Origin of the sequence: Paracoccus yeei ATCC BAA-599 (assembly GCF_000622145.1) — a bacterium.
Lineage (GTDB): Bacteria > Pseudomonadota > Alphaproteobacteria > Rhodobacterales > Rhodobacteraceae > Paracoccus > Paracoccus yeei.
Genome location: NZ_JHWH01000021.1, coordinates 39,586 through 64,885 on the forward strand (window position 1 = coordinate 39,586; position 25,300 = coordinate 64,885).

A 25,300-nucleotide genomic window follows, 5' to 3' on the forward strand; every position below is an offset into this window, starting at 1 on the left:
CTGTTTCCCCGTCAACAATCCACGCCATCCGCGCCCCTGTCCGCATGTGAAGGAAATCCCATGATCCGCGACCCCGAATTGATCTCCGACCTTCTACAGACCGTTCGCCGGTTCGTGCGCGAGCGACTGGTCCCGGCCGAACAGAGGGTGGAGGAGTCCAACGCGATCCCCGAAGAGATCATTGCCGAAATGCGGGCCATGGGCCTGTTCGGCATGTCGATCCCCGAGGAATATGGCGGGCTGGGCCTGACGATGGAAGAAGAGGTTCTGGTGGGCTTCGAGCTTGGCTATACCTCGCCCGCCTTCCGTTCGGTGATCGGTACCAACAACGGCATCGGCTCGCAGGGGATCATCATCGACGGCACCGAGGCGCAGAAGAACTACTGGCTTCCGCGCATGGCCTCGGGCGAGGTCATCGGCTCGTTCGCTCTGACGGAACCCGATGTGGGATCCGATGCCGCGTCGGTCAGGACCACGGCGCGGCGCGACGGCGACAGCTATGTGCTGAACGGGACCAAGCGCTATATCACCAACGCGCCGGTGGCCGATGTCTTTACGCTGATGGCGCGGACCGGAGGATCCGGAGCATCGGGTGTCACGGCCTTCCTCGTGCCGGCAAGCACGCCCGGCATCACCCTGGGCACGGTGGATCGCAAGATGGGCCAGCGCGGCACCCGGACCTGCGACGTGATCCTTGAGGATGTGCGCGTGCCTCTCGACGCGGTCATCGGCGCCGTGGAAGGCCAGGGCTTCAAGACCGCGATGAAGGTGCTGAACCGCGGCCGGCTGCATATCTCGTCGGTGGCGGTGGGCGCGGCAGAGCGGCTGTGCGACGAATCCGTGGCCTTCGCCCGCGACCGGCAGCAATTCGGCAAGCGCATCGCGGATCACCAGCTCATTCAAGCCATGCTGGCCGACAGCGGGGCCGAGACCTGGGCCGGGCGATGCATGGTGCTGGAAACCGCGCGCCGCTTCGACGAGAAGGCGCGGATCGTAAAGGAGGCTGCGGCTTGCAAGATGTTCTGCACCGAGATGGTCGGGCGCGTGGCCGACCGTGCGGTGCAGATCCATGGCGGCGCGGGCTACATGCAGGACAGCGCGGTCGAGCATTTCTACCGTGACGTGCGCCTTTTCCGGCTGTACGAGGGCACGACCCAGATCCAGCAGATCATCATCGCCCGCGAGATGACCGCCGGGTAATGCCTGCGGCGCGGCGTGATCCGGGGCTTGCATGGCCCGATCTACCGCACGCGGCGCTTTGATGCTAGCGTCCGCCTGCGGGTAGCGTTCGGGAACAGCGATGAGAAAAAGAGCAAAATCCACGCAGGAAAAAGACGCGGACCAGGCTCCGAACAGCGCAGCCTCGCTGACGCGGGGTCTTGAGATCCTTCGCGCCTTCGGTCCGGAAGACGAGACGCTGGGCAATCAGGACATCATCGACCGGACCGGCCTGCCCAAGGCCACCGTTTCGCGTCTTACGCTCGCGCTCGTCCAGCTCGGCTATCTGCGCTACATTGAATCGCTCGGCCGCTACTGCATCGGCGCGGCCACCGTGTCGCTTGGCTATAACGGCCTGAGTTCCATTGCCGTGGTGCGCATGGCGCAGCCGATTCTGCAGGATCTGTCGGAACAGACCGGCCTTGCCGCCGCCATCGGTACGCGCGACCAGCTTGAGATGGTGTATCTTGCGAATTCCCGTGCGATGGGGCCGGTGTCGCTGCAACTGAACGTCGGCTCGCGCCTGCCGATGCTGCGCACGGCGATGGGGATGGCCTATCTCGCGGCGATGAGCCCGGCCAAGCGCGAGGAAGTCTCTGCACGGATAATCGCGCAGCAGCCGGATCAGGCCGATGACCTGCGCCGCCAGATCGATACGGCGATCGAAAGCTATGAGGCAAAGGGGTTCATCGGCTCCTACGGGGTGTGGTACAGCTACATCAACGCTGTGGGAGTGGCCTTCCGCCCTGAGGACGGATCGCCGCTGATGGGTCTGACCTGCGGCGGAATTGTCGATATCGCCTCGCGCGAGAAATGCGAGACGGTCCTGAAGGACGCGCTGCTGCGCTCGGTCGAGCGGCTGAAAGCGGTGTTGCGCACGGGGCGTGATCCCGGACGCTGAAGCCCGTCACCCAAGACCGGCCTCTCCCTGGCATCCCTTCATCCGAAGTGAGAACAGCGGTGGGACAGGTGTATTTTGCCGCCCTGGGCCAAACGCCCGGACGGCCCGGGCCATGAACCTTGCGGCTGCGGTCGAAAAGCGGGAACACGGGTCAAGACAGTTCATTCAGGTTAGAAGGCCATCATGCGGGCGATTCATGCGGAAAACCACCGGACCCACCGGATCGGCTGGCTGCGCGCCGCCGTGCTGGGCGCGAACGATGGGGTGGTCTCGACCGCGGCGCTGATCGTGGGCGTCGCCGGGGCGGGGTCGGATCGCGGGACGGTGCTGATCGCCGGGCTGGCGGGGCTGGTCGCGGGGGCAATGTCGATGGCGGCGGGCGAATATGTCTCGGTCAGTTCGCAGGCCGATGCCGAGGCCGCGGATCGCGCCCGCGAGCAGGAGGAGCTTGCGACGATGCCCGAGGCCGAGCTTGCCGAATTGCGCGACATCTATGTCGAACGCGGCCTGGATGCCGAACTCGCCACCCGCGTGGCCGAACAGCTGATGGCAGGGGACGCGCTGAAGGCCCATCTGCGCGACGAACTGGGGATCACCGAAAGCCTGGCCGCGCGCCCGCTTCAGGCGGCGGCGGTTTCGGCGGCGACCTTTTCGGTCGGGGCCGCCCTGCCGCTGGGCGTCGCGGCACTGGCGCCGTCGCATGTGGCGCTGTGGGTCTCGGTGGCGACGCTGGCCGTCCTGCTGGTGCTGGGCGGCCTTGGCAGCCATGCAGGCGGCGCGCCCATCCGGCAGGGCGCCATGCGCGTCGCCTTCTGGGGCGCGCTGGCGCTGATCGCGACGCTGGCCGTCGGCATGGTCTTCGGCGTGGCGGCGGGCTGATCCCCCCGCCGGTCCTTCATTCGCCGCCCGGCCCGGCGCCCAGCGGCCGCTTGCGGCCCGTGATCATCGACCGGGTCAGGTTCTCGTGATGGCGCAGGCTTTCCAGGGCCACGCCGCCGACGTGGAAACCGACCAGGACCAGGATCAGCGTGGCCAGGCTTTCGTGGACATCCTCCATCGTCTCGGAGCCGAAAAAGGCGTCGGTCGTCTGCAACCAGCCAGTCAGGGCCGTCGCCGCGATCACCGCCAGCAGCGCCACGATCATCGCGCCGCCCGCCGGATTGTGGCCCAGATAGCGCCGCTCGCGCCCATGGAGCAGATCGCCCAGATAGCGCAGCACCGCGCGCGGCCCGCGAACGAAATCGGCGAACCGCGCGTGGCGCGGCCCCACGATCCCCCACAGAAGGCGCAGCGCGACCAGCGCCATGACCGCATAGCCGATGCGTTCGTGCAGCCATTTCCATTCGTCGGCCGTGATCCAGGCCGCCGCGATCAGCGCGGCCTGGGACCAGTGATACAGGCGCACGAACGGATCCCAGACCGTCACCGGGACCGCGTCCGGGGCGTCAGTCATCCGACCCGACCGCCTCGAACGTGGCGGGATCGAAGAAGATCTCGACCCGCTTGCCCGTGTCGTCCTTGCCATAGACCTCGTAGCAGCCGTCCTCGGTCTTGACGTTGGCGATCTGCCAGCCCTTGGCGGTCAGTTCGGCCTTCAACTCGTCCACGGGACGCCATTTTTCCTTGGGAACGTCGCAGCGGTCGGCGGCAAGGGCGGGCAGCGCGGCGCCGGCCATCACAAGGGCAACAAGAAGGGTGCGCACGGGAAACCTCCATCGTCAGGGGTGCGATGGGGGCGGTGTGGCAGGCGATCCTTACGCCAGGCTTACTGGTCAGGGCAGATGCAACCGCGCCTCGAACCCGTCCGCGCGGCCCGGCGCCGGAGAGTGCAGCTCCAGCCGCCCGCCCGCCTGCTGCGCGATCTGCCGGGCGATATGCAGGCCAAGGCCGAAGCCGCCGCTGCGGCGGCTGGCGAACCGATCGGTGATCCGCGCCAGATCCGCCGCCGCGACGGGCGCCCCCCCGTTGCGCACGACCAGCACCCCCGCATCGTCCAGGACGATATCCACCGGCGTTCCCTCGGGCGCGTGTTGCAGGGCGTTGTCGATCAGGTTGCCCACCACGATCGCCAGCGCGTCCGCGTCCATCTGCGACGGAACCGGACCCTCCGGCAGCACCACCCGCAGCCGCGATCCGTCGCCATGCGCGTCGCGCAGGACATGCGGCAGCAGCCGCGCGACATCGACCGGCGCCGCCCCGCGGCCGATGCCGGATTCGGCCCGCGCCAGTTGCAGCAGCCGCGTGACCAGCCGCGACATCCGGTCCAGCGCCCGCCCGACGGCGGCCAGCCGGTCGCGCTGCACGTCGTCGGCGGTCTCGTGCTGCATCCGCTGCACCTGCGCCAGCGCGATGGCCACCGGCGTGCGCAATTCATGCGCGGCGTTCGAGGCGAAGGCGCGTTCCCCCTCCAGCGCCTGCGCCAGCCGCGCCATGAAGCCGTTCAGCGTGGCGATGACCGCCGAAAGCTCGGCCGGATGGGCCTCGGCATCCATCGGCGACAACATCTGGCTGTCGCGCCGTTCCACCTCGGCCCGCATGCGGTCGAGCGGTCGCAAAGCCTGCGCGGTGATCCAGCGCACCAGCATATAGCCCAGGGGCAGGATCGCCAGCATCGGCAGCAGAAACGCCAGATAGCTGTCGCGCCAGGCCTCGGCCCGTTCCGCCAGCGGATCGGCGAATTCCAGCGCGAACCCCGCCGCGTCATATCCGGTCGCATAGACCATATGCGTCGCCGTCCGGCGATGGCGAAGCGGGGCGATCCGGTCGGGGAACATCGCCGCCACCGCCACCGGGGCGCTGGCCACCACCCGCCCGCTGCGGTCGATCAGCCGCCACAGCAGCGCCTCGTCCAGATCGACCGCCTGCGCGGGATCGCCTCCGCCGTCCGGCGGCAGCAGGCCCGCCCGCCATGCGTGGCTGAGAACGGGCAGCAGCGTTTCGGCCGAAACCTTCAGCTGCTGGTCGTAAAGCTCGTCCTGTTCATGGCGCAGCACCATCGCCATGGTCAGCAGCGCCACCACCCAGACCGCGCCCAGCCCCAGGCTGACCAGCAACGCCAGGCGGCGCGCCAGCGTGGGGCGGCGCGCGGCCATCACACGGACCCCATGCGATAGCCGAAGCCGCGCACCGTTTCGACCGCGCTGCGGCCCAGCTTGGCGCGCAGGCGGCTGACATGCGCCTCGATGGCATTGCTTTCGACCTCGGCGTCGAAGGCGTAAAGCGCCTCCTCAAGCTGGTCGCGGGTCACGATCATGCCGGGGCGGCGGCTGATGCGTTCGATCACCGCCCATTCCTTGCGCGTCAGGTGGACGGGGGCATCGTCCAGCAGCGCCGCCTGCCGTTCGGGCAGCAGAGCCAGCCGGCCAAAGCGCCGCTCGGGCTCGGCCCGGCCGTCGATGCGGCGGCGGATGGCGGCGATCCGGGCCAGCATCTCGTCCAGGTCATAGGGCTTGACTAGGTAATCGTCGGCGCCGGCGTCCAGCCCCTCGATCCGTTCGGTGATCCGGTCGCGCGCGGTGCCGATCAGCACCGGCACCCGGACCCCGCGCCGCCGCAGCCCCCGCAGGAAGGCGATGCCGTCGCCGTCGGGCAGGTGCAGGTCCAGCAGCAGCAGATCGTAATCCACCCCCGCCAGCGCATCGGCGGCGGTGGCCAGATCGGCCGCCAGATCGACGGCATGGCCCTGCGCCGCCAGATGATCGGCCACCGCCGATGCCAGATCGCCTTCGTCCTCGACCACCAGCAGCCGCATGTCACGCCCTCTCCCGACCTGCCCGTCAGCCAACCGTAAGGTCCGCGCGCGACAGGGCAGCACCGAAACTAGCGGAACGGACCATGCGCGAACAGATCCCGGCACCCGTGCCCGCGCAGGCGCACCCCGGTCCGCAACCACAGGTTCTGACATAATGTCCAAACCGGCCCTTGCCGTTCGTCCCGCCAACCAGCGGCTGCGCATCGCCACCTTGCGCCTTTTCTTCGTCGCGGCCCTGATCCCGATCCTGTGGGGCGTTCCCGTCTGGCAGGCCGTTCCGGTCCAGGCGCTGATGCGCACGGCGGGCAGCCTGTGCATCGTGGCGGCCGTGCTGGGGCGGTTCTGGGCGATCCTTTACATCGGCGGGCGCAAGAATGCGCAGGTGATGCAGACCGGACCCTATTCGATCTGCCGCCATCCGCTGTATTTCTTTTCCACCATCGGCGCGACGGGGTTCGGCCTGCTGCTGGACAGCCTGCTGCTGGCCGCGCTGTTCGGGCTGGGCGCCTTTACGATCCTGTCCGCCACCGCCCGGCGCGAGGAGGACTATCTTCGCTCCATGTTCGGACCTGCCTATGAGGACTATGCCGGCCGCGTGCCGCGCATCCTGCCCCGGCCCTCGCTGTTCCGGGCGGGACCGGGGCTGATGCTGAACCTGAACGCCCTGCGCACGAACCTGGCCGACGCCCTGGTCTTTGTCGCGGCCTTCCCCGTGGCCGAGGCGATCGGCGCCCTTCACGACGCGGGGCTGGCGCGCGGGTTCCGGATCTTCTGACAGCTGCAACTCAGGCACGGGCGGGCTTCGGCTGCGCCGCCCCGGACCGCCGCGCCGCCTGCCTTTGGTCCCGGTCGCTGCGGATCGGATCGGCCAGCAGGCGCAGCCCGTTCAGCACCACCAGCACCGTGCCCCCTTCGTGCCCGATCACGGCCAGCGGCAGGGGCAGGGAAAGGAACAGGCTGGAGGCGACCAGCAGCGCCATCATGCCCATGGCGAAGATCAGGTTCTGCCGGATCACCCGCCGCGTCCGGCGCGCCAGCCGGTGCGCCGCCGCCAGCCGGCCCATGTCGTCCGACAGCAGCGCCACATCCGCCGCCTGCAGCGCGACCTCGCTGCCCGCCGCGCCCATGGCGATGCCGACATCGGCCCGCGCCAGGGCGGCGGCGTCGTTCACCCCGTCGCCCACAAAGGCCACCTTGCCGCGCCCGGCCAGTTCGCCCACCAGCCGAACCTTGTCCTGGGGCAGCAGGTCGGCCATCACCTCGTCGGGCGCAAAGCCCAGTTCAGCCCCGATGCGAAGCCCGACGGCGCGCCGGTCGCCGGTCATGATCCTGATCGTGCCGACCCCCTCGCCGCGCAGCGCCGCCAGCCCCGCGGCCGAGCTTTCGCGCGGGCGGTCGGCCACCGTGACGGCGCCCAGCAGGCGGCCGCCCCGACCAAGCCATGTGACCGTCTGCGCCGTGTCGCGCAGCGCGGAGAATTCCGGCCCGTCGACCTGGGCCCCCATCCGCGCCGCCAGCCGGCGGTTTCCGGCCCAGACCGTGCCGCCCGCATCCGTGCCGGTGATCCCTTCGCTGGGGATCGCCTGCACGTCATGGACGGGCGCGGGGGCGATGCCGCGTTCGGCCGCGTGGCGGCGGATCGCCTCGGCGATGGGATGTTCGGATTGCGCCTCGATCCCGGACAGCAGCGCCAGGAACGCCGCCTCGTCCCCAAGGGCGATCAGCCCCGTCACCTCGGCCTTGCCGGTGGTCAGGGTGCCGGTCTTGTCGAAGGCGAAGGTGTGGACGTCGGCCAGCGTCTCCAGCGCGGCGCCGCCCTTGAACAGCACGCCGCCCCGCGCCGCCGCCGCCAGCGCCGACAGGATCGCGGCGGGAACCGAGATCACGATGGCGCAGGGGCTGGCCGCGACCAGCAGCGTGGCCGCGCGGTAAAGCGCGTCGTTCCACGACCAGCCCAGGGCCAGAAGGACGCAAAGCGCCAGGCTCGATCCCGCCAGCACCGCAACGGTATAGCGCTGCCCGAACCATTCGCTGAAGCGTTCCGAAGGCGCGCGGGCGGCCTGCGCCTCGGTCACCAGCGCGATCATCCGCGCCACCGTGCTGTCGGCCACGGCCTGCGTGACCTGTACCCGAAGCACGGCGTTCAGGTTCACCGTCGCCTCGAACACCTTGGCGCCGGGGGCCTTGTGGACGGGCATGGATTCGCCGGTGATCGTTGCCTCGTCCAGTGCGCCGTCGCCGTCCAGGATCACTCCGTCCACCGGCACGCGGGCGCCGGGGCGCAGCACCACCACATCGCCGGGCACCAGGTCGGCCACCGGCACCTCGTTGACCCTGCCGTCCGGGGCCTGCCGCAGGGCCGTGTCGGGGCGCAGCGCCATCAACGCCTCGACCGCGCGGCGGGCGCGGCCCATGGCGCGATGTTCCAGCGTGGTCGAGATGCTGAACAGCGTCAGCAGCACCGCGCCTTCCAGCGGCGCGCCGACGCCCGCCGCCGCCAGGGCCGCGACCACCATCAGCAGGTCGATGTCCAGCACCCGGTCCCGCCACAGCACCGACAGCGCCCGCAGCCCCGCCGGCACCCCGCCCGCCAGATAGACCAGAAAAAGCCCCGCAGCCCCCCAGAGGCCGGGAACGACAAAGGCGCCGAAAGCGGCAAGCCCCATGCCGAATACGGTGGCAAGGGTCCACGCCATCATCAGGCGGTCGGAAGAAAGATCGAAGGTCATGTCCTGTCCTGGCTGTGCCGCATGTGCGGCAGTGGCTGGGTCGAAATTCAGAAACATCCTGACGCCTTCCTGACGGATTCCACAATCCAAAGCGCAAGCATGCGGGGGCGGACTGCGGCGGCGTCAGCACCGGAAGAAGTCGATGAACGCCCGCAGGGCGGGCCGCATCTGACGGCGCGAGGGATAATAGATGTAGAAGCCCTCGAAGGGTGGGCACCAGTCGTCCAGCACGGCCGTGAGCCGGCCGTCGCGCAGGTCGCCGGCCACCACGTCCTTGAACAGGAAGGCCAGGCCCAGGCCCTGCAGCGCCGCGCGGCGGATCAGGTCCTGCTGCGGCAGGATCAGGTTGCCGGTGACGCTCACGCTCAGCGCGCGGCCGTCCTTTTCCAGTTCCCACCGATAGAGGCGGCCGCTGGCGAAGCGCCGGCGGATGCAGTTGTGGTCCTTGAGGTCGCGCGGATGCCGGGGCTTCGGATGGCGGGCGAAATAGTCGGGCGCGCCGACGATGACGCCCCGGCGGGGGCCGCTGGCACGGACGGCGATCATGTCGGTCTCAAGGCTTTCGCCCAGGCGAAGGCCCGCGTCGCAGCCGCTTTCGACGATATCCTCGAAACGGTCCGAGGTGCGGATGTCCAGTTCGATCAGCGGATATCGGGCGACGAACTCGGGGATGCGGCGCATCACCACCTCGTCGGCGGCCAGGTGCGGCATGGTGATGCGCAGGGCCCCCGAGGGGACCTCGGGCCGGGCGGCGGTCTCGGCCAGGGCGGCCCCGATCTCGTCCAGCGCGCCGCCCACCCGTTCCAGCAGACGGGCGCCTTCGTCGGTCGGGCGGGTGGACCGCGTGGTGCGGGCCAGCAGGCGCACGCCCAGATCCGCCTCGAGCAGGGCCACGGCCTGGCTGACGGCCGAGGGCGCGATGCCCAGGCGATCCGCCGCGCCGCGAAAGCTGCCAAGCTCGGCCACGGTGCGAAGGACGACCAGACGGGACAGATGCGCGCGCTCCATTGTTCTGTTCGATAGAACGGGCCGCGCAGGATTGCACGGATTATCCGCAAGCCGGCCCGCCGCTAGGATGCCTGCATGAACAAGGAGACGATCATGCGACACCGGACACTCGGCCCCCTCGACGTATCGGCAATCGGGCTTGGCTGCATGGGCTTCAGCCAGGCCTATGGCGCGCAGGACGAGGCCGCCTCGGTCCACACCCTGCACCGGGCGCTGGACCTGGGCATCACCTTCTTCGACACCGCCGAAGTCTATGGCCCGCATCGCAACGAGGCGCTGCTGGGCCGCGCGCTGAAGGGCCGCAAGGCCATCGTCGCGACCAAGTTCGGCTTCACCTACCGGCAGGACCGCCACGATTTCGGCGAGGTGACGGGCACCGACGGCAGCCCCGCCAATGCCCGCCGGGTGGCCGAAGCCTCGTTGAAGCGGCTGGGGCGCGAGGTCATCGACCTTTACTACCTGCACCGCGCCGATCCCGCCGTGCCGATCGAGGACAGCGTGGGCGCGATGGCCGATCTGGTGGCCGAGGGCAAGGTCCGCGCCATCGGCCTGTCCGAGGTTTCCGCAGACGGCCTGCGCCGGGCCCATGCGGTGCATCCCATCGCGGCGCTGCAAAGCGAATATTCGCTCTGGACGCGCGAGGTCGAGGCGAACGGCGTGCTGCGGACCTGCGCCGAACTCGGCATCGGCTTCGTGCCCTTCAGCCCGCTGGGGCGCGGCTTTCTGACCGGCACCATCGCCTCATCGGCGGCGCTGGAGCCCGGCGACTTCCGCCATCAGGTGCCGCGTTTCCACCCCGAACATGCCGAGGCGAACCGCAGGCTGGTCGCGGTGGTCCAGCAGGTGGCCCAGGCGCGCGGCGCCACGGCGGCGCAGGTCGCGCTGGCCTGGGTGATGGCGCAGGGCGACCATATCGTCCCGATCCCGGGCGCCAAGCGCATCCCGCACCTGGAACAGAACGCGGCTGCGGTCGATCTTGTGCTGGAGGCCGCCGAGCTTGAACTGCTGTCGCGGACCTTCGCCGCCCAGGCGGTGTCGGGAAGCCGCTATTCCCCCACGTTCGAGGCGATGACCCAGAAATGAGGCCGTGAGGAGGCATGGCGGCTCGCGACCGCCGCCCGCCGTCCTGACGGTTTACGGCAGGCTCAGCTTGGCCATGCGGCCGCCGTCGACGGTATAGACCTGCCCGGTGACGAAGCCCGCCTCGTCGGCGGCCAGGAAGGCGACCAGGGCCGCGACCTCCTCGGGCCGTCCGGTGCGCGCGACGGGGTGGATGCGGCCGATGTTCTGGCGAAAGGCCACCGGATCCGGCATGCCTTCGATGAAGGCGACGTTCAGGTCGGTGTCGATCCAGCCCGGCGCGACCGCGTTGCAGCGGATGCCCTCGGGGCCGTGGTCGACGGCGACGGCGCGGGTCAGCCCGTGCAGCCCGGCCTTGGAGGCGCAATAGGCGGCGTGGCCGGGATTGGAGCCGAGCCCCTCGATCGAGCCGATGTTGACGATGCTGCCCCGCGTCCTGCGCAGATGGGGCAGGGCGGCCCGGATCGTCAGGAAGGGCGCCGTCAGGTTGACCGCCAGATTGCGCTGCCAGTCCTCGAGCGACATCGCCTCGACCGAGGATTCCTGCATCATCCCGGCGTTGTTGACCAGCACGTCCAGCCGCCCGGCGCGCTGCGCCACCTCGGCCACGACCCGGGCGGGGCTTGCGGGATCGGCAAAATCGGCGGGGATCGCCTCGAATTCGCCGTCACCGCCGCGCTGGGCGGTGAAGACCCTTGCGCCCTCGTCCCGAAGCCGCCGGGCGACGGCCCGCCCGATGCCCGAGCGGCCGCCCGTGACCAGGGCCACCTTGTCCGAAAAGCGCATCATGACACGGGCTTCCCGCCATTGATCTCGACCAGCGCGCCGCACATGTAGCGCGCGGCATCCGAGGCCAGGAACAGCACCACGTCGGCGATGTCCTCGGGCTCGGCGATGCGGCCGATGGGCACGGTCCGGCCCAGTTCGGCCACCGCCGTGTCGGGGTCGAAGCCGCGGCGGGCAAAGCCCGTGCGCAGCATGGGGGTGTTGACCTCGTTCGGGCAGACGGCGTTCACCCGGATGCCCTGATGGGCGTGGTCCATGCCCATGCATTGCGTCAGCGATGCGATGGCCGCCTTGGTCATGCAATAGAGCGCATGGTTCGGCCCCGGCGCCTTGCCGCCCCAGCAGGACGAGACGTTGACGATGGCACCGCCGCCCGCTTCCGCCATCAGCGGGATGGCGGCGCGGCAGATGCGGAACGGCGCCTCGACATTGACGCCCAGGGACAGGGTCCAGTCGGCGTCGGTGCTGTCGGTGACGGGGCCGCGCGTGATGACCCCGGCGTTGTTGACGACGATGTCGAGCCCGCCCAGGGCATCGCGCGCCGCCCGCGCCAGCCCGTCGGCATAGGCGGGGTCCAGAAGGTCGCCGGGCAGATGCGCCTCGGCCGCGATGCCGCCGGTATCGCGGTCGGCTGCGGCCACCCGCGCCCCTTCGGCGCCAAGCAGCCTGACGATGGCCGCGCCGATCCCGCCGGCCGCGCCCGTTACCAGCGCGGCCTTGCCTTCAAATCTCATGATTGTCCCTCCCTGGGATCAGAAGCTGGCGACAGGGTCGCCGAACATGTCCTTGTCGGGCACCACGCCCAGGCCGGAATCATCGGGCAGGTCATGGGCGTAGGCGTGGATTTCACGGATCTTCATTCAGCTCTCCGAACAGGTCAGCAGATGCCCTCTGCCGAAAGCGCCGCGCGTGCCGCCCGCATCGCCGCCCGGGTGGCCCTGTCGCGCCCCTGAAGCCGTGCCGCCTGCGTCATGCCTTCGTGCAAAAGGAAAAGCGTCTCGGCCAGGTGCCGGGTGTCGCGACCGGGTGCGACACGTTCCAGGCGCAGGCGGAATTCGTCTGCCAGCCGGGCCTTGTGGTCCAGGACCGTGTCCGCGATGGGCCGGCTGTCGGGGTATTCCGCAAGCGCGTTCAGGAACAGGCAGCCGGTGTTGGCGACCTCGGCCAGCCAGTCGCCCAGGCGCACCAGCGGGTGCAGGACATGGTCCACCCCGTCCTCGGGCCCGCCGGCCAGCCAGTCGAAATAGGTGCGGTCGCGGTGTTCGAGCGCACCGACGATCATCGCCTCGCGGCTGGGGAAGTGCTTGTAGAGCGTCCGCAACGAGACGTCGGCCTCGGCCCGCAGGGCTTCGACGCCCTGTTCGGCAAAGCCCTGCTCGGAAAAGCTGCGCTCAAGATCACTGGCGATTCGGGTTTTCGTGTCGGTCATGGGGCCAGTGTAGAGCGATCATTCTACTTCGCAAGAAGAAAGTACAGTGATCGCTCTACTCCCCGCGCCGGATGATGGTGAGGGCCGCTGCGGGGGCGAGGCCTGAGCGCCTGCCCGCAGCGCGGGCAAACCGTGGTTTCGGCAAGGGGCGGCCGCCCCCGCGGCGCCTGTCCGCCGCGGTCCTAGCGGATCGCGGCGTTCAGTGCGGCCAGGTCGATGCGCAGGACGCTGTCGGCGGCGCCTTCGCGATAAGCGGGATGCTCTTTCTCCATCGGCGCCTTCACCGTGACGAACAGCGTCTTGCCTTTGTCGCCCACGGACAGGCTGTTCGGATGGACGGGCAGGGGAATGCTGACCTGGGGCGCATAGTCGCTGCCGTCCAGCACCACAAGGCCGCCGCTGCCCTCGGGATGCTCGCGGTCGACGCCGCGATAGGTGACGAAGATCTGGTCCGACTGCGCGACATAGGTCACGTCCAGCACGCCCAGGCCGATGGGCACGGTCTTGACCGCCTTGCCGCTGGCGATGTCGAAGACGTAAAGCTGCCCGCTGTTGGCATCGGCGGCGAACAGCCGTTCGCCCTTGGCGTCCAGCGCCAGGTTGATGAAGAAATGCTTCGAGGCGTCCTGGCCCGGCTCGGTGGTGTCGCCGGTCGAAAGCGTGCCGACCCGCGCGCCGCTGCGGCCGTCGACGATCAGGATCTCGTTCATGCCGCCGCCGCTGACATAGACGCGGCCCGAGGCCGGGTCATGCGCCAGTCCCGCCGCCCAAAGCCCGGCATCGTCGATCCGGGTAACGGCATTGCCCGCTGCGGTGTCGACGATCCACAGCGTCCCCGCTTCCGAGGGGCTCGAGACGAAGACGCGGCCGCTTTCCCCGTCGATCTCGATCATGCGGGTGTGTTCGAAGCCGTCGCCCTCGGGCTTGCCCAGCTGGATGACCTCCAGCAGCACGCCGCTTCTGGCGTCCAGCACGCTCAGCGAGCCGTCCAGTGTATTGCCGACGATCAGCCGGCCGCGCTTGTGGTCCATGGCCAGCGCAAAGGCGCGGCGCGGCAGCTCGATCCGCCGGATCGGGCGCAGGTCGGCGGCGTCCAGCAGGTCCACATAGCCCGGCGTGCGCGCATCGAAGCTGGGGGTCGAGGCGACGAACAGCGCCCCCAGGTCCGGCGCCTCGGCCGTTTCGTAGACGCCGCGGATCATGTCCTGCCGGATCGCGGCCGAGGCCAGCGCCGCGGGCGGCAGCACCTTGGCGCCGGAGTGGTCCTGCGCCAGCGCGGGCAGCGCCAGCAGGCCCAGGGCGGCCATCGTGCCCGCGACGCGGGAAAGTCTGCGTTTCATGGTCGTGTTCCTTTCTGCCTCAGAACAGTGTGCGCACGGCCAGTTCGGCGGTGCGGCCCTCGCCATAGACGACCGTGTCGTAGAACCCGGTCGTGGCGTAATATGTCTTGTCGAAGAGGTTGTTGACGCTGAGCGTCAGTTCGGTCCGCGCGTCGATCCGAAGCGAGCCGTTCAGGTCAAAGACCGCAAAGCTGCCCTGGTGGACGTTCGGCTGCTCGACATCCGAGGTGAAGTCCATGCTGTCGGTCCCGCTTTGCCAGCGCAGCGCGCCGCCGAGGGTCAGCCGGTCGTCGAGGACGCCCGCAACCCGATAATCAGTCGCCAGCTTCAGACTGTGCTTGGGCTGGTCGGCGTAAAGCGTGTTGCCGTCCTTGTCCTTGGAGGTGCGATAGGTATAGCCGGCCGAGACGTTCCAGCGGTCGCTGATCGCGCCTGCCACCTCAAGCTCGAACCCGCGCGTCTTGGTGCCGTCGATGCTTTCATAGACGCTGCGGGCTTCCTCGTCGATGTAATCGACGTATTTCGCCACGTCCTTCTGGTCGGTCTGGAAGATCGCCGCCGAGGCCAGCAGCGCCCCGTCCAGAAGGTCCGCCTTGACGCCCAGTTCATAGTTCCAGCCATAGGTCGGTGGCAGGTACTGCCGGTCGATGTCCTGCGCCAACTGGGGCTTGTAGATGCTGGTGACGCTGCCATAGGCGGTATAGGTCGGATTCAGGTCATAGGTGAAGCCGACATAGGGCGTCACCTCGCCCGAGAACTTGTAGGACGCCGTCGTTCGCGTGCCGTCGCCGGACATGCCGTCCCACCAGTTCACCCGCGCGCCGGCCAGCACATGCAGCGCGTCGGTCACGGCAAGGCGCGTGGTGGCGTAAAGCCCGTATTGCGTGATCCGGCTTTCGTCGACATAGGTCGGCGCTTCGGACAGGACCGGCGCCGGAAACTTGCCGTTCAGGCGATAGCGGTTGACCGGGAAGGTCTCGCCCGCGCCATAGCCGTAGTATTTTCCCCTGCCCTTGGAGTACATCGCGCCCATGACGAACTGGTGGTCGCGGCCAAAGGCCTGGAAATCGCCGTTGACGATGGCGTTCAGGTTGTCCTGCCGGTAGCCGCCGTCATAGCGCGTGCCGTATCCGCTCATGCCCTCGCCTGTCTCGCGGTCGGGCGTGCCGTGGATCCAGGCCAGCGTCGCATCCATGTCGTTCCGGACATGGGTGTAGACCAGCCGTCCGGTCCAGCCGTTCTGGAAAACGTGCTCGAGCGATGCGAAGAATTCGGTTCGCTCGGTGTCGACATAGGTCCAGTCGGTGCCGGTGCTGGCGCCCTTTTCCCAGTCGATCAGCCCGCCGTCGGCGTAGAAGGGCTGCAACCCGCCCCAGGTGACGCCATCGGCCTTCGTCTTCTGATAGGTCAGCCCGGTGCTGAGGATCGTGCTGTCGGTCAGGTCGGCTTCGAGCGCGCCGAACAGGACGTATTTCTTCTTGTGATAGCGGTCCAGCGTACCGTCGCGGCTGTCCGCGACGCCGATCAGCCGGCCCCGGATGGTCCCCGCCGGGTTCAGCGGGCCCGAGACATCGGCCTCGACGCGGCCGCCCCTGGGATAGGCCAGCGATACCGCGGCCTCGTTGCGCAGACTGTCGGTGGGGCGTTTCCTGATGAAGTTGATCGAGGCGCCCGGCTCGCCCGCGCCCTGCATCAGGCCGTTGGCACCCCGCACGATCTCGACATGGTCATAAAGCGCCATGTCGGGGTTGTTGTCGTCGAATTGCCAGGTCCCGTCGCGCGGGATCGGCACGCCGTCGTATTGATAGGCGTCGATCGGAAAGCCGCGCGCGTAGTAGTTGATCCGGTCGCTTTCGAAGGCCTGGACGGTGATGCCCGTGGCCGCCTCCATCGTCTCCGAGATGGTGGTGATGTTGCGGTCCTTCATCTGCTGATCGGTGATCACGCTGGTGGATTGCGGCGTTTCCTTCTGGCTGAGGACGAGGCCGGTGGCCGAACGCATCCATTCAGTGGTCCAGCTGCCGCTGTCCTGGGTCGTGGTCGCTGGCGCGGCGGTAATGACGACCTCGTCCAGCGTGACCGGCGCGTCCTGCGCCAAAAGCGCGACCGGCAGCAGGAACGGCAGAACGCCCGCGACCAGCGATGTGGTGGCGGCCATCCGACGGCGCATGGGGTGACTGGTCATTCCGTAACGATTGCCTCCGTTCGTTGATACGGCTGGCATTCGCTGGCATGGGGTTCCTATCTGCCCGTCTGCCGGATCTGGCAAGATGCCAGGTGGTCGGCTGGGCCGACGATGTGACATGGATATCACGGAACCAGGGCCTGTTGGACCGGACTGCCGTTCCCCGGCCGGAGGCCGCACACCGTCAGGGCGACCCTGCCGTCTCCGGACTGCCGAACAAAGTGATCAGCCCCTTCGCCAGCACGGCATTGCCGATCTGCCCCCAGATGTCGCCGGAGCTTGCGTGATGTCGCCGATCTGACCGGCGGTGATGATGAAACGCAGTGGCCTGCCAAGCGCATCGGCCAGCATGTGGATCCCGGAGGTCAATCCACCTCGGGAACGCCCCAGCGCCTGATCCTTGGCGCCTCTTTCCCGGATGCCGCGTTCTGTCGTGCGCCCGGGATCGCCAGCCTCGGTGATCAAGCGCGGTCGCCCATGAAGCAGTCTTCAAGCGATGTGGAAAGCCTGAATGTTGTTCGGCCTAGGGCTGGCGGCTGGCAGTCAGATCGAACCGGATCGCCACGCCGAAGCCCACGGTGCTTTCGTCCGCGTAGCCCGCACCGACGCCGAAATCGCGGCGGTCCACGGTCAGCGTGCCCCGCGCAGTGGCCCGGTCGCCGTCGATCGTCAGCTCGAAGGGCAGGGTCGTCTCGACCGGCTTGCCGGCGATGGTCAGCGTGCCCTGGGCGACATGCGGGCCGCCCTGGGTCTGCGGCGGCAGGATCCGGGCGTCGAAGCGGGCCTGCGGATGGGCGGGGGCGTTCAGGAAGTCCGGCCCCTTGGCGGAATCGCTGACCGCACCCAGGCTGAGCGAGGCGACGTCGATCAGCACCTCGACATGGCCCGAGCCCGTCGCCGGGTCATAGTCGATGTCGGCGCTCCAGCCGCCGAACGTGCCCTGCACGGGATTGCCGCCCTGGGTGACCTCGATGCCCAGGGTGCCTTGCTGGACGGTCCAGGCGGTGCCTTGCGCGGCCGTTGTCGCCGTCGTGGGCGCGGCGGGCTGGGTCGCGGCAGGCTGGGTCGTTGCGGCGGGGGCCGTTTCCTCGGGCGCCTCGGCCGACAGCAGCGCGGTCGCGGCCCAAAGCCCCAGCGCCAGCAGCGCCGCAAGGACATGGATCAGCGGCCGGCGCGGCGCCTGGGGCGGCTGCGGCGCGCTTTCGGGATCCCCGGCCATGCGGGCGAGGGTGCCGTCGCGGTCGATCAGCGCATGCTTCAGCGCGCCGGCGACATGCAGCGCGACCAGCCCCGCAAGCACCCACCAGCCGGTTTCGTGGAAGGCGGCGAAGCGGTCCGACAGGGCCGCGTCCTGGGGCACCAGCGGCAGGCGCTGGCCCAGCGGCCACAGGATGCGGGAAAACCCGCCGGGTGCGGCCGAATGCAGCAGCCAGCCCGACAGCGGCATGATGACCATGCCCAGATACAGCGCCCAGTGCACCGTCTCGGCCAGGAAGGTCTCGGCCCGACGATTGGGGTGCAGGGGACGGGGACGGGGTTGGCTCAGCGTCCACAGGATGCGGCCCAGGGCGAGGATCAGCACCGCGACGCCCACCGTCTTGTGGACCGAGAATGTCGCGAAGATCGCCTGCATCTGGTCCTGCGTGCCCTGCGGCAGGCCGCCCGCGTAAAGCCCCAGCGCGATGGCCGCCAGGATCAGGACCGCGACGGTCCAGTGGAAGAAGCGGGCGACCCAGCCATAGGCGCGGGCTGTGTTGCTGGCGTTCATCGGATTTCTCCCATCGCTTCGCGCCAATGGCGGCGGCAGAGCGAGACATAGGTTTCATTTCCGCCGACCTGGACCTGCGCGCCGTCGCGCAGCGCCCGGCCCTGGTCGTCCCGGCGGATGACCATGGTGGCGCGTCGGCCGCAATGGCAGACGGTGCGCACCTCGCGCAGCTCGTCCGCCCAGGCCAGCAGCGCCGCCGAGCCAGGAAACAGCTGCCCCCGGAAATCGACGCGCAGGCCATAGCACATCACCGGCAGGTCCAGGTCGTCGACGACGCGGGCGAGTTGCCAGACCTGTGCCTGGCTGAGGAACTGGGCCTCGTCCAGAAGGACGCAGGCGCAGCCCGCGCCCCGGTCGCGGACCAGGGCGAACAGATCGGTGTCGGGGGCAAAGGTCGTGGCGGGTTCGGCGATGCCGATGCGGCTGGCGATCAGGCCCGGTCCGGCGCGGTCGTCCAGCGCAGCCGTCAGCAGCAGCGTGCGCATGCCGCGTTCGCGATAATTGTGCGAGGCCTGCAAAAGCATCGTGCTTTTGCCCGCGTTCATCGTGGAATAATGAAAATAAAGCCTGGCCATGCACGCCACATAGCCGCGCTGGGGGCAGGGGGGCAAGCCGCCGCGCGGGGGCGGCGGCTCACGCTGTCGTCAGTCCCGCTGGGCGGCCTTGGGCGCGCGCGACGGGCGGCGGGCCGGACGCTTGCGCGCGGGCTGCTGGCCCGAGGGCGCGCCGCGGCCGACGGGGCCGCCGCGTTCGCGCATCCTGGCCGCCTCGAAGGGCACCTCGCCGCCGACCACGGGGATCGAGGCTTTCATCGCCTTTTCGATGGCGCGCAATTCGCCGATCTCGGCCGGGGCGCACAGCGCGATGGCGCGGCCGTCGCGGCCGGCGCGGGCGGTGCGGCCGATGCGGTGGACATAGTTTTCCGGCACGTTCGGCAGGTCGTAGTTGTAGACATGCGCCACCTCGGGGATGTCTAGGCCCCGCGCCGCCACGTCGGTCGCCACCAGCACCTTGGTGTCGCCGCTGCGGAAGCCTGCAAGCGCGCGCTCCCGCTGGCCCTGGCTTTTGTTGCCGTGGATCGCGGCGACCTTGAAGCCCCACTTCTCAAGCAGCTTGGACAGCTTTTCCGAGCCGTGCTTGGTGCGGCCAAAGACGATCGCCAGTTCGTCGCGGTGCTTGCCGAGGTATTCCGCCAGCAGCGTCGCCTTGTCGCCCTGGTTCACGAAATGCACGCCCTGTTCGATCTTGGCGGCGGCCTGGCCGGGCGGGTTCACCGCGACCTTCAGCGGATCGGTCAGGTAGCTGTCGGCCAGCTCTTCCATCAGCTTCGGCATGGTGGCCGAGAACAGCAGCGTCTGGCGTTCGCGCGGCAGCATCTTGGCGATGCGGCGCAGCGCGTGGATGAAACCGATGTCCAGCATCTGGTCGGCCTCGTCCAGCACCAGGTATTTGGTCTGCGACAGGTCGACCGCGCCGCGCTCGATTAGGTCGATCAGCCGGCCAGGGGTGGCGATCAGCACGTCCACGCCGCGTTCCATGCGCATGGTTTGGGTGTTGATCGAGGCGCCGCCGACGACGCGGAACTGCCGGATGGCGGTGCCAGCGGCATAGGCGTCAATGTTGGCGGCGATCTGGGTCGCCAGTTCGCGGGTCGGCGCCAGGATCAGCGCGCGGCAGGTCCGCGGCTCGGGCTTGCGGCCGATGTTCAGGAGCCGGGTCAGCATCGGCAGGCCGAAGGCCGCCGTCTTGCCGGTGCCGGTCTGGGCAAGGCCCAGCAGGTCGCGGCCCTCGACGATGCCGGGGATAGCCTTTTCCTGGATCGGCGAGGGCGCGTCGATGCCCATCGGCGACAGGTTCACCGCGACGCGGGCGTCGATGCCCATGCGGGTAAAGGGCGTGTCGATGTCGGGGATGGCCCGGCGGATGAACTTTTCCTCGGGCTCGTCGCGGTGGCGGCGGTGGTTGACCGGGGGCTTGGCGTCGCGGAAGGCGGGCTTGCCGCCCTGGCCACGCGGGCGGGCGTCGGCGCCACGGGGTTGCGGTTTGCCCGAGCGGGCCGGGCGAGCGGTTTCTTGCGTCATGTCATCTTTCGACCCGGACGCCAGCCGTATCGGCGCGCCAGGCTTGGGGCCACGCGTCATGGCGCGGCGGGTTACGAGGGGGCGGGCCATTACGGAACCCGCCTGCCTCCCCGCGTGAATGGGAAACTGGAAATCGTGCCGAACCTGGACGCAAGGTGCGTCGGCTGCTCACGCGGCAGCGGTTGGCTACCCGGCGGATATGAGGCAGCGTGACGCGAAAGTCAACCCTGATCACACCCGGTCGGTCGAATCCATCCAGATCGTCACCGGCCCGTCGTTGACCAGGGCGACCTGCATGTCCGCGCCAAAACGGCCGGCTTCGACGGTCAGGCCCAGGTCGCGCAGCGCATCCGCAAAGCGCAGGTACAGCGTCTCGCCCCGGGCCGGGCCTTCGGCGCTGGAAAAGCCGGGGCGGTTGCCGGTGCGGGTGTCGGCGGCCAGGGTGAACTGGCTGACCACCAGCACCGCGCCGCCGATGTCCTGGACCGAGCGGTTCATCTTGCCGGCCTCGTCGCGGAAGATGCGCAGCTTGGCCACGCGGGCGGCAAGCTTCTCGGGCGCGTCGTCGGGATCGCCCTGCATGGCGCAGACCAGCACCATCAGGCCCGGACCGATGGCGCCCACGGTTTCGCCCGCGATGGTGACGCGCGCCTCGGTCACGCGCTGGATCAGGGCGCGCATCCTCTAGCGCCCCAGCATGATGCCAAGGACGACGAACATCAGGCCAAAGACCGATGCCCCCAGCGCCGCCATGTTGACCGCCACGACCCGGCGCATGACCGCGCGCATCCGGTCTTCGGGCAGGGCCCGCGCCTTGGCGCGCGCCGCCATCACGATGCACCAGACCAGCGCCGCCAGCCCCGCCAGCGTCAGCGCCGTTCCGCCCCAGATCAGCCCGTCCCAGATCGTCATGCGCACCTCCATCCGTCGCGGACCGCCTAGCGGCGATTGCACCCGCCCGCAAGACCGCCTACACCCCGCCGCAAAGAAGGAGCGGACGATGCAGGACGACAACGCTTATGGCATTGCGGCGGGCGAGCTGCGCCAGTTCATCGAGCAGTTCGAGCAGCTCGAGGCCGAAAAGAAGGACGTGGCCGAGCGCCAGAAGGAGCTGATGGCCGAGGCCAAGGCGCGCGGCTATGACACCAAGGTCATGCGCAAGGTGATCGCGCTGCGCAAGCGCGACAAGGACGACATCGCCGAGGAGGAAGCGATCCTCGAGATGTACAAGGCCGCGCTGGGCATGGTCTGAGGAAACGGGGGCCGCGGCCCCCTTTTTCATGGCCCGTTCAGGGCGCGATGAATTCGATCCCCGGCAGCGCGGCGATCTGGGCCACGTCCTCGTCGTAAAGATCGCTCAGGCGGTCGACCAGGTCCTGGGTCCAGCCGGGCAGCGACACCTCGATCTCCATCTGCTCGGGCAGGGCGTGGCGGGCCAGCGCGGCCGAAAAGATGGCGCGGCGGCTGTCGACCGTCAGCCGTTCCTGCTTGGCCATCTCGTCATGGATCATCTGGATGCCTTCGGGGCGCAGGATGTCGCCCAGGATCTGCAGCCCCGCCTTCAGCGGCACGTCGCTGGGCATGGTGGCGATGCGACGCACGACCTCGGGCCAGATCAGCGAAGTGTCCTCGTGGCACCACAGCACCAGGCGCAGGCCGGGGATTGCGGCCTGGATGCGGCGGATCGCCGGGGCCCACCGCAGCCGCTCGGGGTCGATGCCGGCCATCACGTCCTCGTACCGGCCGCTGCCGTCCTGGGCAAAGACAAAGGGCAGCAGCGTCGCGGGGTTCTTCATCGCCAGGAAGAACTCGACCTCGGCCGAGGGGAAAAGATTGGCCAGCGCCGCCATCTTCTCGCCCGCCGCCGCGTAAAGCCCCTCGGCGGAAATCGCCCGCTCGGCCTTGCCGAGGAAGGTGGGCGTGCTGAAGATCACGCGTTCGGGCTGGTCGGTGTCCAGGATCGCGTCCAGCATCACCTGTTCCATGTCGGGCGTGGCGGGGCCGCCGCGCAGCGCGGTCAGCGCATCGTTGAAGATCTCGCGGTGCTTGTTCGGCGGCAGCGCCTCGATGCGGTTCTTCAGCAGCCAGTCGCGGTTCTGCATCAGGGTCTTGACCATGCGGGACAGATCCGTGCCGTGGACACCGCAATGAAAAACGACCTGCATGAAATGCGCACCTCTGATTGCTTCTGAGCGCACACTAGCCTTCATTGCCGGTCAGGAAAACCACCCGCGGCCCTATCCCTGCGACGAAGGCGCGGCGGGGGAACGGGGACAGCCGGGCGGGTCCCACCACGAACCCGCCCGGCAGCGCCGGACATGAACCAGAACAATCGCTTACCACCACAACAAGCAATCGCTTGCCGACAGGGAAGTTATGCCCGAGCCCGCCCGCAGGGGGTAGCTGGCTATTTCGTCAATTCCCGCTGTGGGCGACCTGTCCCTTTGGGCAGGTCGCGGGGCGCGCGAGCGCCCGAAAACGAAGAACGCTCCCCCGGATGGGGGAGCGTTCGGGTCGGTCCGAAGCTTGGGCGATCAGACGTCGTCCAGCGCCTCGATGGCCTTTTCCAGCTCGTCCTTGGTCACGGTCTTGTCCGTGACCTTGGCGCCTTCGACGATGTGGTCGACGACCTTGTCCTCGAAGATCGGGGCGCGCAGCTGTTGCTGGGCCTGCGGGTTCTGCTGGATGAACTCGAAGAACGCGCGTTCCTGGCCCGGATACTGGCGGGCCTGGCGCAGCACGGCCTGGGTCATTTCCTGGTCGGACACGGTGATCTCGGCCTTCTGGCCGATCTCGGCCAGCAGAAGGCCAAGACGGACGCGGCGCTCGGCCAGCTTCTTGTGTTCGTCCGTGGGCTCGATCTCGCCATGGTTGTGGCCGTGATCGTCCGGATGCTCTTCGTGGTAAAGCTGGTGGGCGATCTGTGCCGCCTCGGCCTCGACCAGCGATTCGGGCAGGTCGAACTTGACCAGCGCATCCAGCTTGTCCAGCAGGGCGCGCTTCAGCACCTGGCGCGACGCGCCCTTGTATTCGGCTTCCAGCCGCTCGCGGATCTGGGCCTTCAGCGCGTCGAGGCTCTCGGCGCCGAACTTCTTGGCCAGTTCGTCGTCAAGTTCGGCGGCCTTCGGTTCCTTGACGGCCTTGACGGTGGTCTCGAAGACCGCGTCCTTGCCGGCCAGGTGCGGCGCGCCGTATTCCTCGGGGAACTTGACCTCGACCTTGATCTCGTCGCCGGCCTTGGCGCCGACCAGCTGCTCCTCGAAGCCGGGGATGAAGCTGCCCGAGCCCAGCACCAGGGGGTAATCCTCGGCCGCGCCGCCCTCGAAGGCCTCGCCGTCGACCATGCCCTTGAAGTCGATCACGACCTGATCGCCGTCCTTGGCCTTGGAGCCCTTCTTGCGGTCCTCGAAGGACTGGGCGTTCTTGGCAAGGTTCTCAAGGGCTTCGTTGACCTGCTCGTCGCTCGCCTCGACCACCAGCCGCTCAAGCTCGATGCCCGACAGGTCGGCTTCGGGGATGGCCGGCAGGGCCTCGTAGGTCACGTCCACGACCAGGTCGTCGCCTTCCTTCCAGGATTCGCCGCCGACCATTTCGACCTTCGGCTGCAGCGCCGGACGGTCGCCCGAGGTCTCCAGGTGGTTGCGCAGCGCGCTGTCGATCGCTTCCTGCATGGCATCGCCCATGACGCGGGGGCCGAACTGCTTTTTCAGCATCGCCATCGGCACCTTGCCCTTGCGGAAGCCCTTCATCTCGACTTCGGGCTGGGCCTCTTTCAGCTTCGCCTCGACCTGCGCCGCAAGATCGGCGGCGGGCAGGGTGAATTGATAGCCGCGCTTCAGCCCTTCGTTCTGGGTTTCCTTGACCTGCATTTGGGTTCCTTCATCCAACCTTGCTGCGGTTGAGGGGGCGTTCCCCCGGCCGGGCGCCGTGCCCGGCCCCCGCCGTTTCAGCGCGCTAGCTATGGGATTTCGGCGCCCATAGCAAGGAGGAAGGCCGGTTCCGCGCCTGCCCGCAAGGCCGTCCTGCGGGGTTTTTCCCGCCGCCCGTGCCGGCGCCCGACACGCCGCAGGGTGCGCATCCCGGCCGGCGCATTTTCTTTCCGGCGGCGCATTTTTTTCGCTTGCGCCCGTTTCGCGGCCCCCCTATACGACGCCCCACGCAGACGGCGGCAACGTCATCTGGACCTCCGGTGGGGCCATAGCTCAGTTGGTAGAGCGCTTGAATGGCATTCAAGAGGTCAGGGGTTCGACTCCCCTTGGCTCCACCAAATTATCCTTTCCCGAAACGACAAGACGACTGCATCCGCGGGCGTTTGCGGCTGTTCGGCGCTTGTCGCGCGCCGTCACTCGGCCAGTAAAAAGCGCCGCGTCCTTGCGGAGCGGCGCTGCCTTGGGCCCTGGTTCCCGCGAAGGGATCAGAACGGGATCTCGTCGTCGAAATCGGGACGGCTGGCAGGAGAGGAGCTGCGGCCCGAGCCGCCGCCCGAGGAGCCGCCTTCGTAGCCATAGCCCTCATCGCCGCGACCGCCGCCGCCACCGCCCGAGCCGCCACGGCCGTCGAGCATGGTCAGCTCGCTGCGGAAGGGACGCAGCGCCACCTCGGTCGAATAGCGGTCGTTGCCTTGCTGGTCCTGCCATTTGCGGGTTTCCAGCTGGCCCTCGACATAGACCTTGCTGCCCTTCTTCAGGTATTGCTCGGCCACGCGGACCAGGGGCTCCGAATAGATGGCGACGGTGTGCCACTCGGTGCGTTCCTTGCGTTCGCCGGTGTTGCGATCCTTCCAGGTCTCGGAGGTCGCGATCCGCAGGTTGGCGATCTTGCCGCCGTTCTGGAAGCTGCGGATCTCGGGGTCTTGACCCAGATTGCCGATCAGGATCACCTTGTTCACGCTGCCTGCCATCGAAACGGTCCTTTCTTCGCTCGTCACGCCGATGTAGCGCCTTGCGAGGGGGCGCGACAAGGGCCTTGCGGTCCGTGGCGGCCGCTCGGACCGACGCTTGAGGGCTTGGCGGAAATCCGCCCAA

General features: G+C 68.7%; 25 protein-coding genes, 1 tRNA gene and 1 pseudogene. 7 read left to right on the forward strand and 20 right to left on the reverse strand.

Going from position 1 to position 25,300, the window contains the following annotated elements; translation table 11 throughout:
- The first annotated feature begins 60 nt into the window (after positions 1-60).
- The 3 genes from BU28_RS0112640 (at position 61) to BU28_RS0112650 (ending at position 2,998) form a co-directional block, all read left to right on the forward strand.
- Positions 61-1,200 carry an acyl-CoA dehydrogenase family protein gene (locus tag BU28_RS0112640; protein WP_028719805.1) on the forward strand — a complete coding sequence of 380 codons (1,140 nt, stop codon included), beginning with the start codon at positions 61-63 and terminating at the stop codon, positions 1,198-1,200.
- Between the two features lie 100 nt (positions 1,201-1,300).
- Entirely contained in the window at positions 1,301-2,119 is an 819-nt protein-coding gene (locus BU28_RS22925; protein WP_051578182.1) for an IclR family transcriptional regulator, read from the forward strand.
- A 180-nt stretch (positions 2,120-2,299) separates the two neighbouring features.
- Positions 2,300-2,998, forward strand: coding sequence for a VIT1/CCC1 transporter family protein (locus BU28_RS0112650; protein WP_028719806.1), 699 nt, complete (start codon positions 2,300-2,302; stop codon positions 2,996-2,998).
- Positions 2,999-3,014: 16 nt separating this feature from the next.
- Here BU28_RS0112650 and BU28_RS0112655 read toward each other — a convergent pair whose 3' ends face one another.
- From BU28_RS0112655 to BU28_RS0112670, 4 genes are all read right to left on the reverse strand, one after another.
- The gene (locus BU28_RS0112655) at positions 3,015-3,572 is read right to left on the reverse strand and encodes a cytochrome b/b6 domain-containing protein (protein WP_028719807.1); all 558 of its coding nucleotides are present in this window, start codon (positions 3,570-3,572) and stop codon (positions 3,015-3,017) included.
- Complete coding sequence (locus BU28_RS0112660; protein WP_028719808.1) at positions 3,565-3,822, reverse strand: PepSY domain-containing protein; 258 nt, start codon at positions 3,820-3,822, stop codon at positions 3,565-3,567. The genes BU28_RS0112655 and BU28_RS0112660 overlap by 8 nt, the downstream gene beginning before the upstream one ends.
- Positions 3,823-3,891: 69 nt before the next feature.
- Positions 3,892-5,211 carry a sensor histidine kinase gene (locus tag BU28_RS0112665; protein ID WP_028719809.1) on the reverse strand — a complete coding sequence of 440 codons (1,320 nt, stop codon included), beginning with the start codon at positions 5,209-5,211 and terminating at the stop codon, positions 3,892-3,894.
- Positions 5,211-5,870 (reverse strand): response regulator, encoded by a 660-nt coding sequence (locus tag BU28_RS0112670; RefSeq protein ID WP_028719810.1) that lies wholly within the window; start codon positions 5,868-5,870, stop codon positions 5,211-5,213. Before BU28_RS0112670 ends, BU28_RS0112665 begins: the two co-directional genes overlap by 1 nt.
- A 154-nt stretch (positions 5,871-6,024) precedes the next feature.
- On the opposite strand from BU28_RS0112670, the gene BU28_RS0112675 reads away from it, so the two are divergent.
- Positions 6,025-6,645 carry a methyltransferase family protein gene (locus BU28_RS0112675; RefSeq protein ID WP_036762825.1) on the forward strand — a complete coding sequence of 207 codons (621 nt, stop codon included), beginning with the start codon at positions 6,025-6,027 and terminating at the stop codon, positions 6,643-6,645.
- A 10-nt stretch (positions 6,646-6,655) separates the two neighbouring features.
- Here BU28_RS0112675 and BU28_RS0112680 read toward each other — a convergent pair whose 3' ends face one another.
- Together BU28_RS0112680 and BU28_RS0112685 are read right to left on the reverse strand one after the other, a co-directional pair.
- Complete coding sequence (locus BU28_RS0112680; protein WP_028719812.1) at positions 6,656-8,599, reverse strand: heavy metal translocating P-type ATPase; 1,944 nt, start codon at positions 8,597-8,599, stop codon at positions 6,656-6,658.
- Between the two features lie 123 nt (positions 8,600-8,722).
- Positions 8,723-9,607, reverse strand: coding sequence for a LysR family transcriptional regulator (locus BU28_RS0112685; protein ID WP_028719813.1), 885 nt, complete (start codon positions 9,605-9,607; stop codon positions 8,723-8,725).
- Positions 9,608-9,700: 93 nt separating this feature from the next.
- Between BU28_RS0112685 and BU28_RS0112690 the strand changes: the two genes are divergently transcribed.
- Positions 9,701-10,690: an aldo/keto reductase gene (locus tag BU28_RS0112690; protein ID WP_028719814.1), complete on the forward strand. Its 990-nt coding sequence runs from the start codon at positions 9,701-9,703 to the stop codon at positions 10,688-10,690.
- Positions 10,691-10,741: 51 nt separating this feature from the next.
- On the opposite strand, the gene BU28_RS0112695 is transcribed toward BU28_RS0112690, so the two are convergent.
- From BU28_RS0112695 to BU28_RS0112745, 11 genes and pseudogenes are all read right to left on the reverse strand, one after another.
- Positions 10,742-11,476 carry an SDR family NAD(P)-dependent oxidoreductase gene (locus tag BU28_RS0112695; RefSeq protein ID WP_028719815.1) on the reverse strand — a complete coding sequence of 245 codons (735 nt, stop codon included), beginning with the start codon at positions 11,474-11,476 and terminating at the stop codon, positions 10,742-10,744.
- Positions 11,473-12,207 (reverse strand): SDR family NAD(P)-dependent oxidoreductase, encoded by a 735-nt coding sequence (locus tag BU28_RS0112700; protein ID WP_028719816.1) that lies wholly within the window; start codon positions 12,205-12,207, stop codon positions 11,473-11,475. Before BU28_RS0112700 ends, BU28_RS0112695 begins: the two co-directional genes overlap by 4 nt.
- 143 nt (positions 12,208-12,350) lie before the next feature.
- A complete protein-coding gene (locus tag BU28_RS22930) occupies positions 12,351-12,902 on the reverse strand; it encodes a TetR/AcrR family transcriptional regulator (RefSeq protein WP_051578183.1) in 552 nt (183 codons plus the stop codon).
- A gap of 182 nt (positions 12,903-13,084) precedes the next feature.
- Entirely contained in the window at positions 13,085-14,242 is a 1,158-nt protein-coding gene (locus BU28_RS0112715; protein WP_028719817.1) for a YncE family protein, read from the reverse strand.
- A gap of 19 nt (positions 14,243-14,261) precedes the next feature.
- A complete protein-coding gene (locus tag BU28_RS0112720; RefSeq protein ID WP_028719818.1) occupies positions 14,262-16,427 on the reverse strand; it encodes a TonB-dependent siderophore receptor in 2,166 nt (721 codons plus the stop codon).
- A 276-nt stretch (positions 16,428-16,703) separates the two neighbouring features.
- Positions 16,704-16,835 (reverse strand): annotated as a pseudogene (locus tag BU28_RS26340) (IS5-like element ISNeu3 family transposase); the annotation flags it as partial.
- Positions 16,836-16,950: 115 nt separating this feature from the next.
- Positions 16,951-18,195, reverse strand: a complete 1,245-nt coding sequence (locus BU28_RS0112725) for a cytochrome b/b6 domain-containing protein (RefSeq protein WP_028719819.1) — start codon at positions 18,193-18,195, stop codon at positions 16,951-16,953.
- Positions 18,192-18,770, reverse strand: a complete 579-nt coding sequence (locus BU28_RS0112730) for a thymidine kinase (RefSeq protein WP_028719820.1) — start codon at positions 18,768-18,770, stop codon at positions 18,192-18,194. The genes BU28_RS0112725 and BU28_RS0112730 overlap by 4 nt, the downstream gene beginning before the upstream one ends.
- Positions 18,771-18,839: 69 nt before the next feature.
- Positions 18,840-20,276, reverse strand: coding sequence for a DEAD/DEAH box helicase (locus BU28_RS0112735; protein ID WP_051578184.1), 1,437 nt, complete (start codon positions 20,274-20,276; stop codon positions 18,840-18,842).
- Positions 20,277-20,507: 231 nt separating this feature from the next.
- Positions 20,508-20,957, reverse strand: coding sequence for a D-aminoacyl-tRNA deacylase (gene dtd / locus BU28_RS0112740; protein ID WP_028719822.1), 450 nt, complete (start codon positions 20,955-20,957; stop codon positions 20,508-20,510).
- A 3-nt stretch (positions 20,958-20,960) separates the two neighbouring features.
- On the reverse strand, positions 20,961-21,188 hold the full coding sequence (locus tag BU28_RS0112745; protein WP_028719823.1) for a hypothetical protein: 228 nt from the start codon (positions 21,186-21,188) through the stop codon (positions 20,961-20,963).
- A gap of 88 nt (positions 21,189-21,276) precedes the next feature.
- Here BU28_RS0112745 and BU28_RS0112750 point away from each other — a divergent pair, with 88 nt between their 5' ends.
- Complete coding sequence (locus tag BU28_RS0112750) at positions 21,277-21,528, forward strand: DUF2312 domain-containing protein (protein ID WP_028719824.1); 252 nt, start codon at positions 21,277-21,279, stop codon at positions 21,526-21,528.
- A gap of 37 nt (positions 21,529-21,565) precedes the next feature.
- Here the strand turns inward: BU28_RS0112750 and BU28_RS0112755 are convergent, their stop codons facing one another.
- On the reverse strand, positions 21,566-22,441 hold the full coding sequence (locus tag BU28_RS0112755; protein ID WP_028719825.1) for a hypothetical protein: 876 nt from the start codon (positions 22,439-22,441) through the stop codon (positions 21,566-21,568).
- 369 nt (positions 22,442-22,810) lie between these two features.
- The gene (gene tig, locus BU28_RS0112760) at positions 22,811-24,145 is read right to left on the reverse strand and encodes a trigger factor (protein ID WP_028719826.1); all 1,335 of its coding nucleotides are present in this window, start codon (positions 24,143-24,145) and stop codon (positions 22,811-22,813) included.
- A 322-nt stretch (positions 24,146-24,467) separates the two neighbouring features.
- On the opposite strand from tig, the gene BU28_RS0112765 reads away from it, so the two are divergent.
- A tRNA-Ala gene (locus tag BU28_RS0112765) sits at positions 24,468-24,543 on the forward strand.
- A gap of 147 nt (positions 24,544-24,690) precedes the next feature.
- Here the strand turns inward: BU28_RS0112765 and ssb are convergent.
- The gene (gene ssb / locus BU28_RS0112770) at positions 24,691-25,176 is read right to left on the reverse strand and encodes a single-stranded DNA-binding protein (protein ID WP_028719827.1); all 486 of its coding nucleotides are present in this window, start codon (positions 25,174-25,176) and stop codon (positions 24,691-24,693) included.
- Positions 25,177-25,300: the final 124 nt, after the last annotated feature.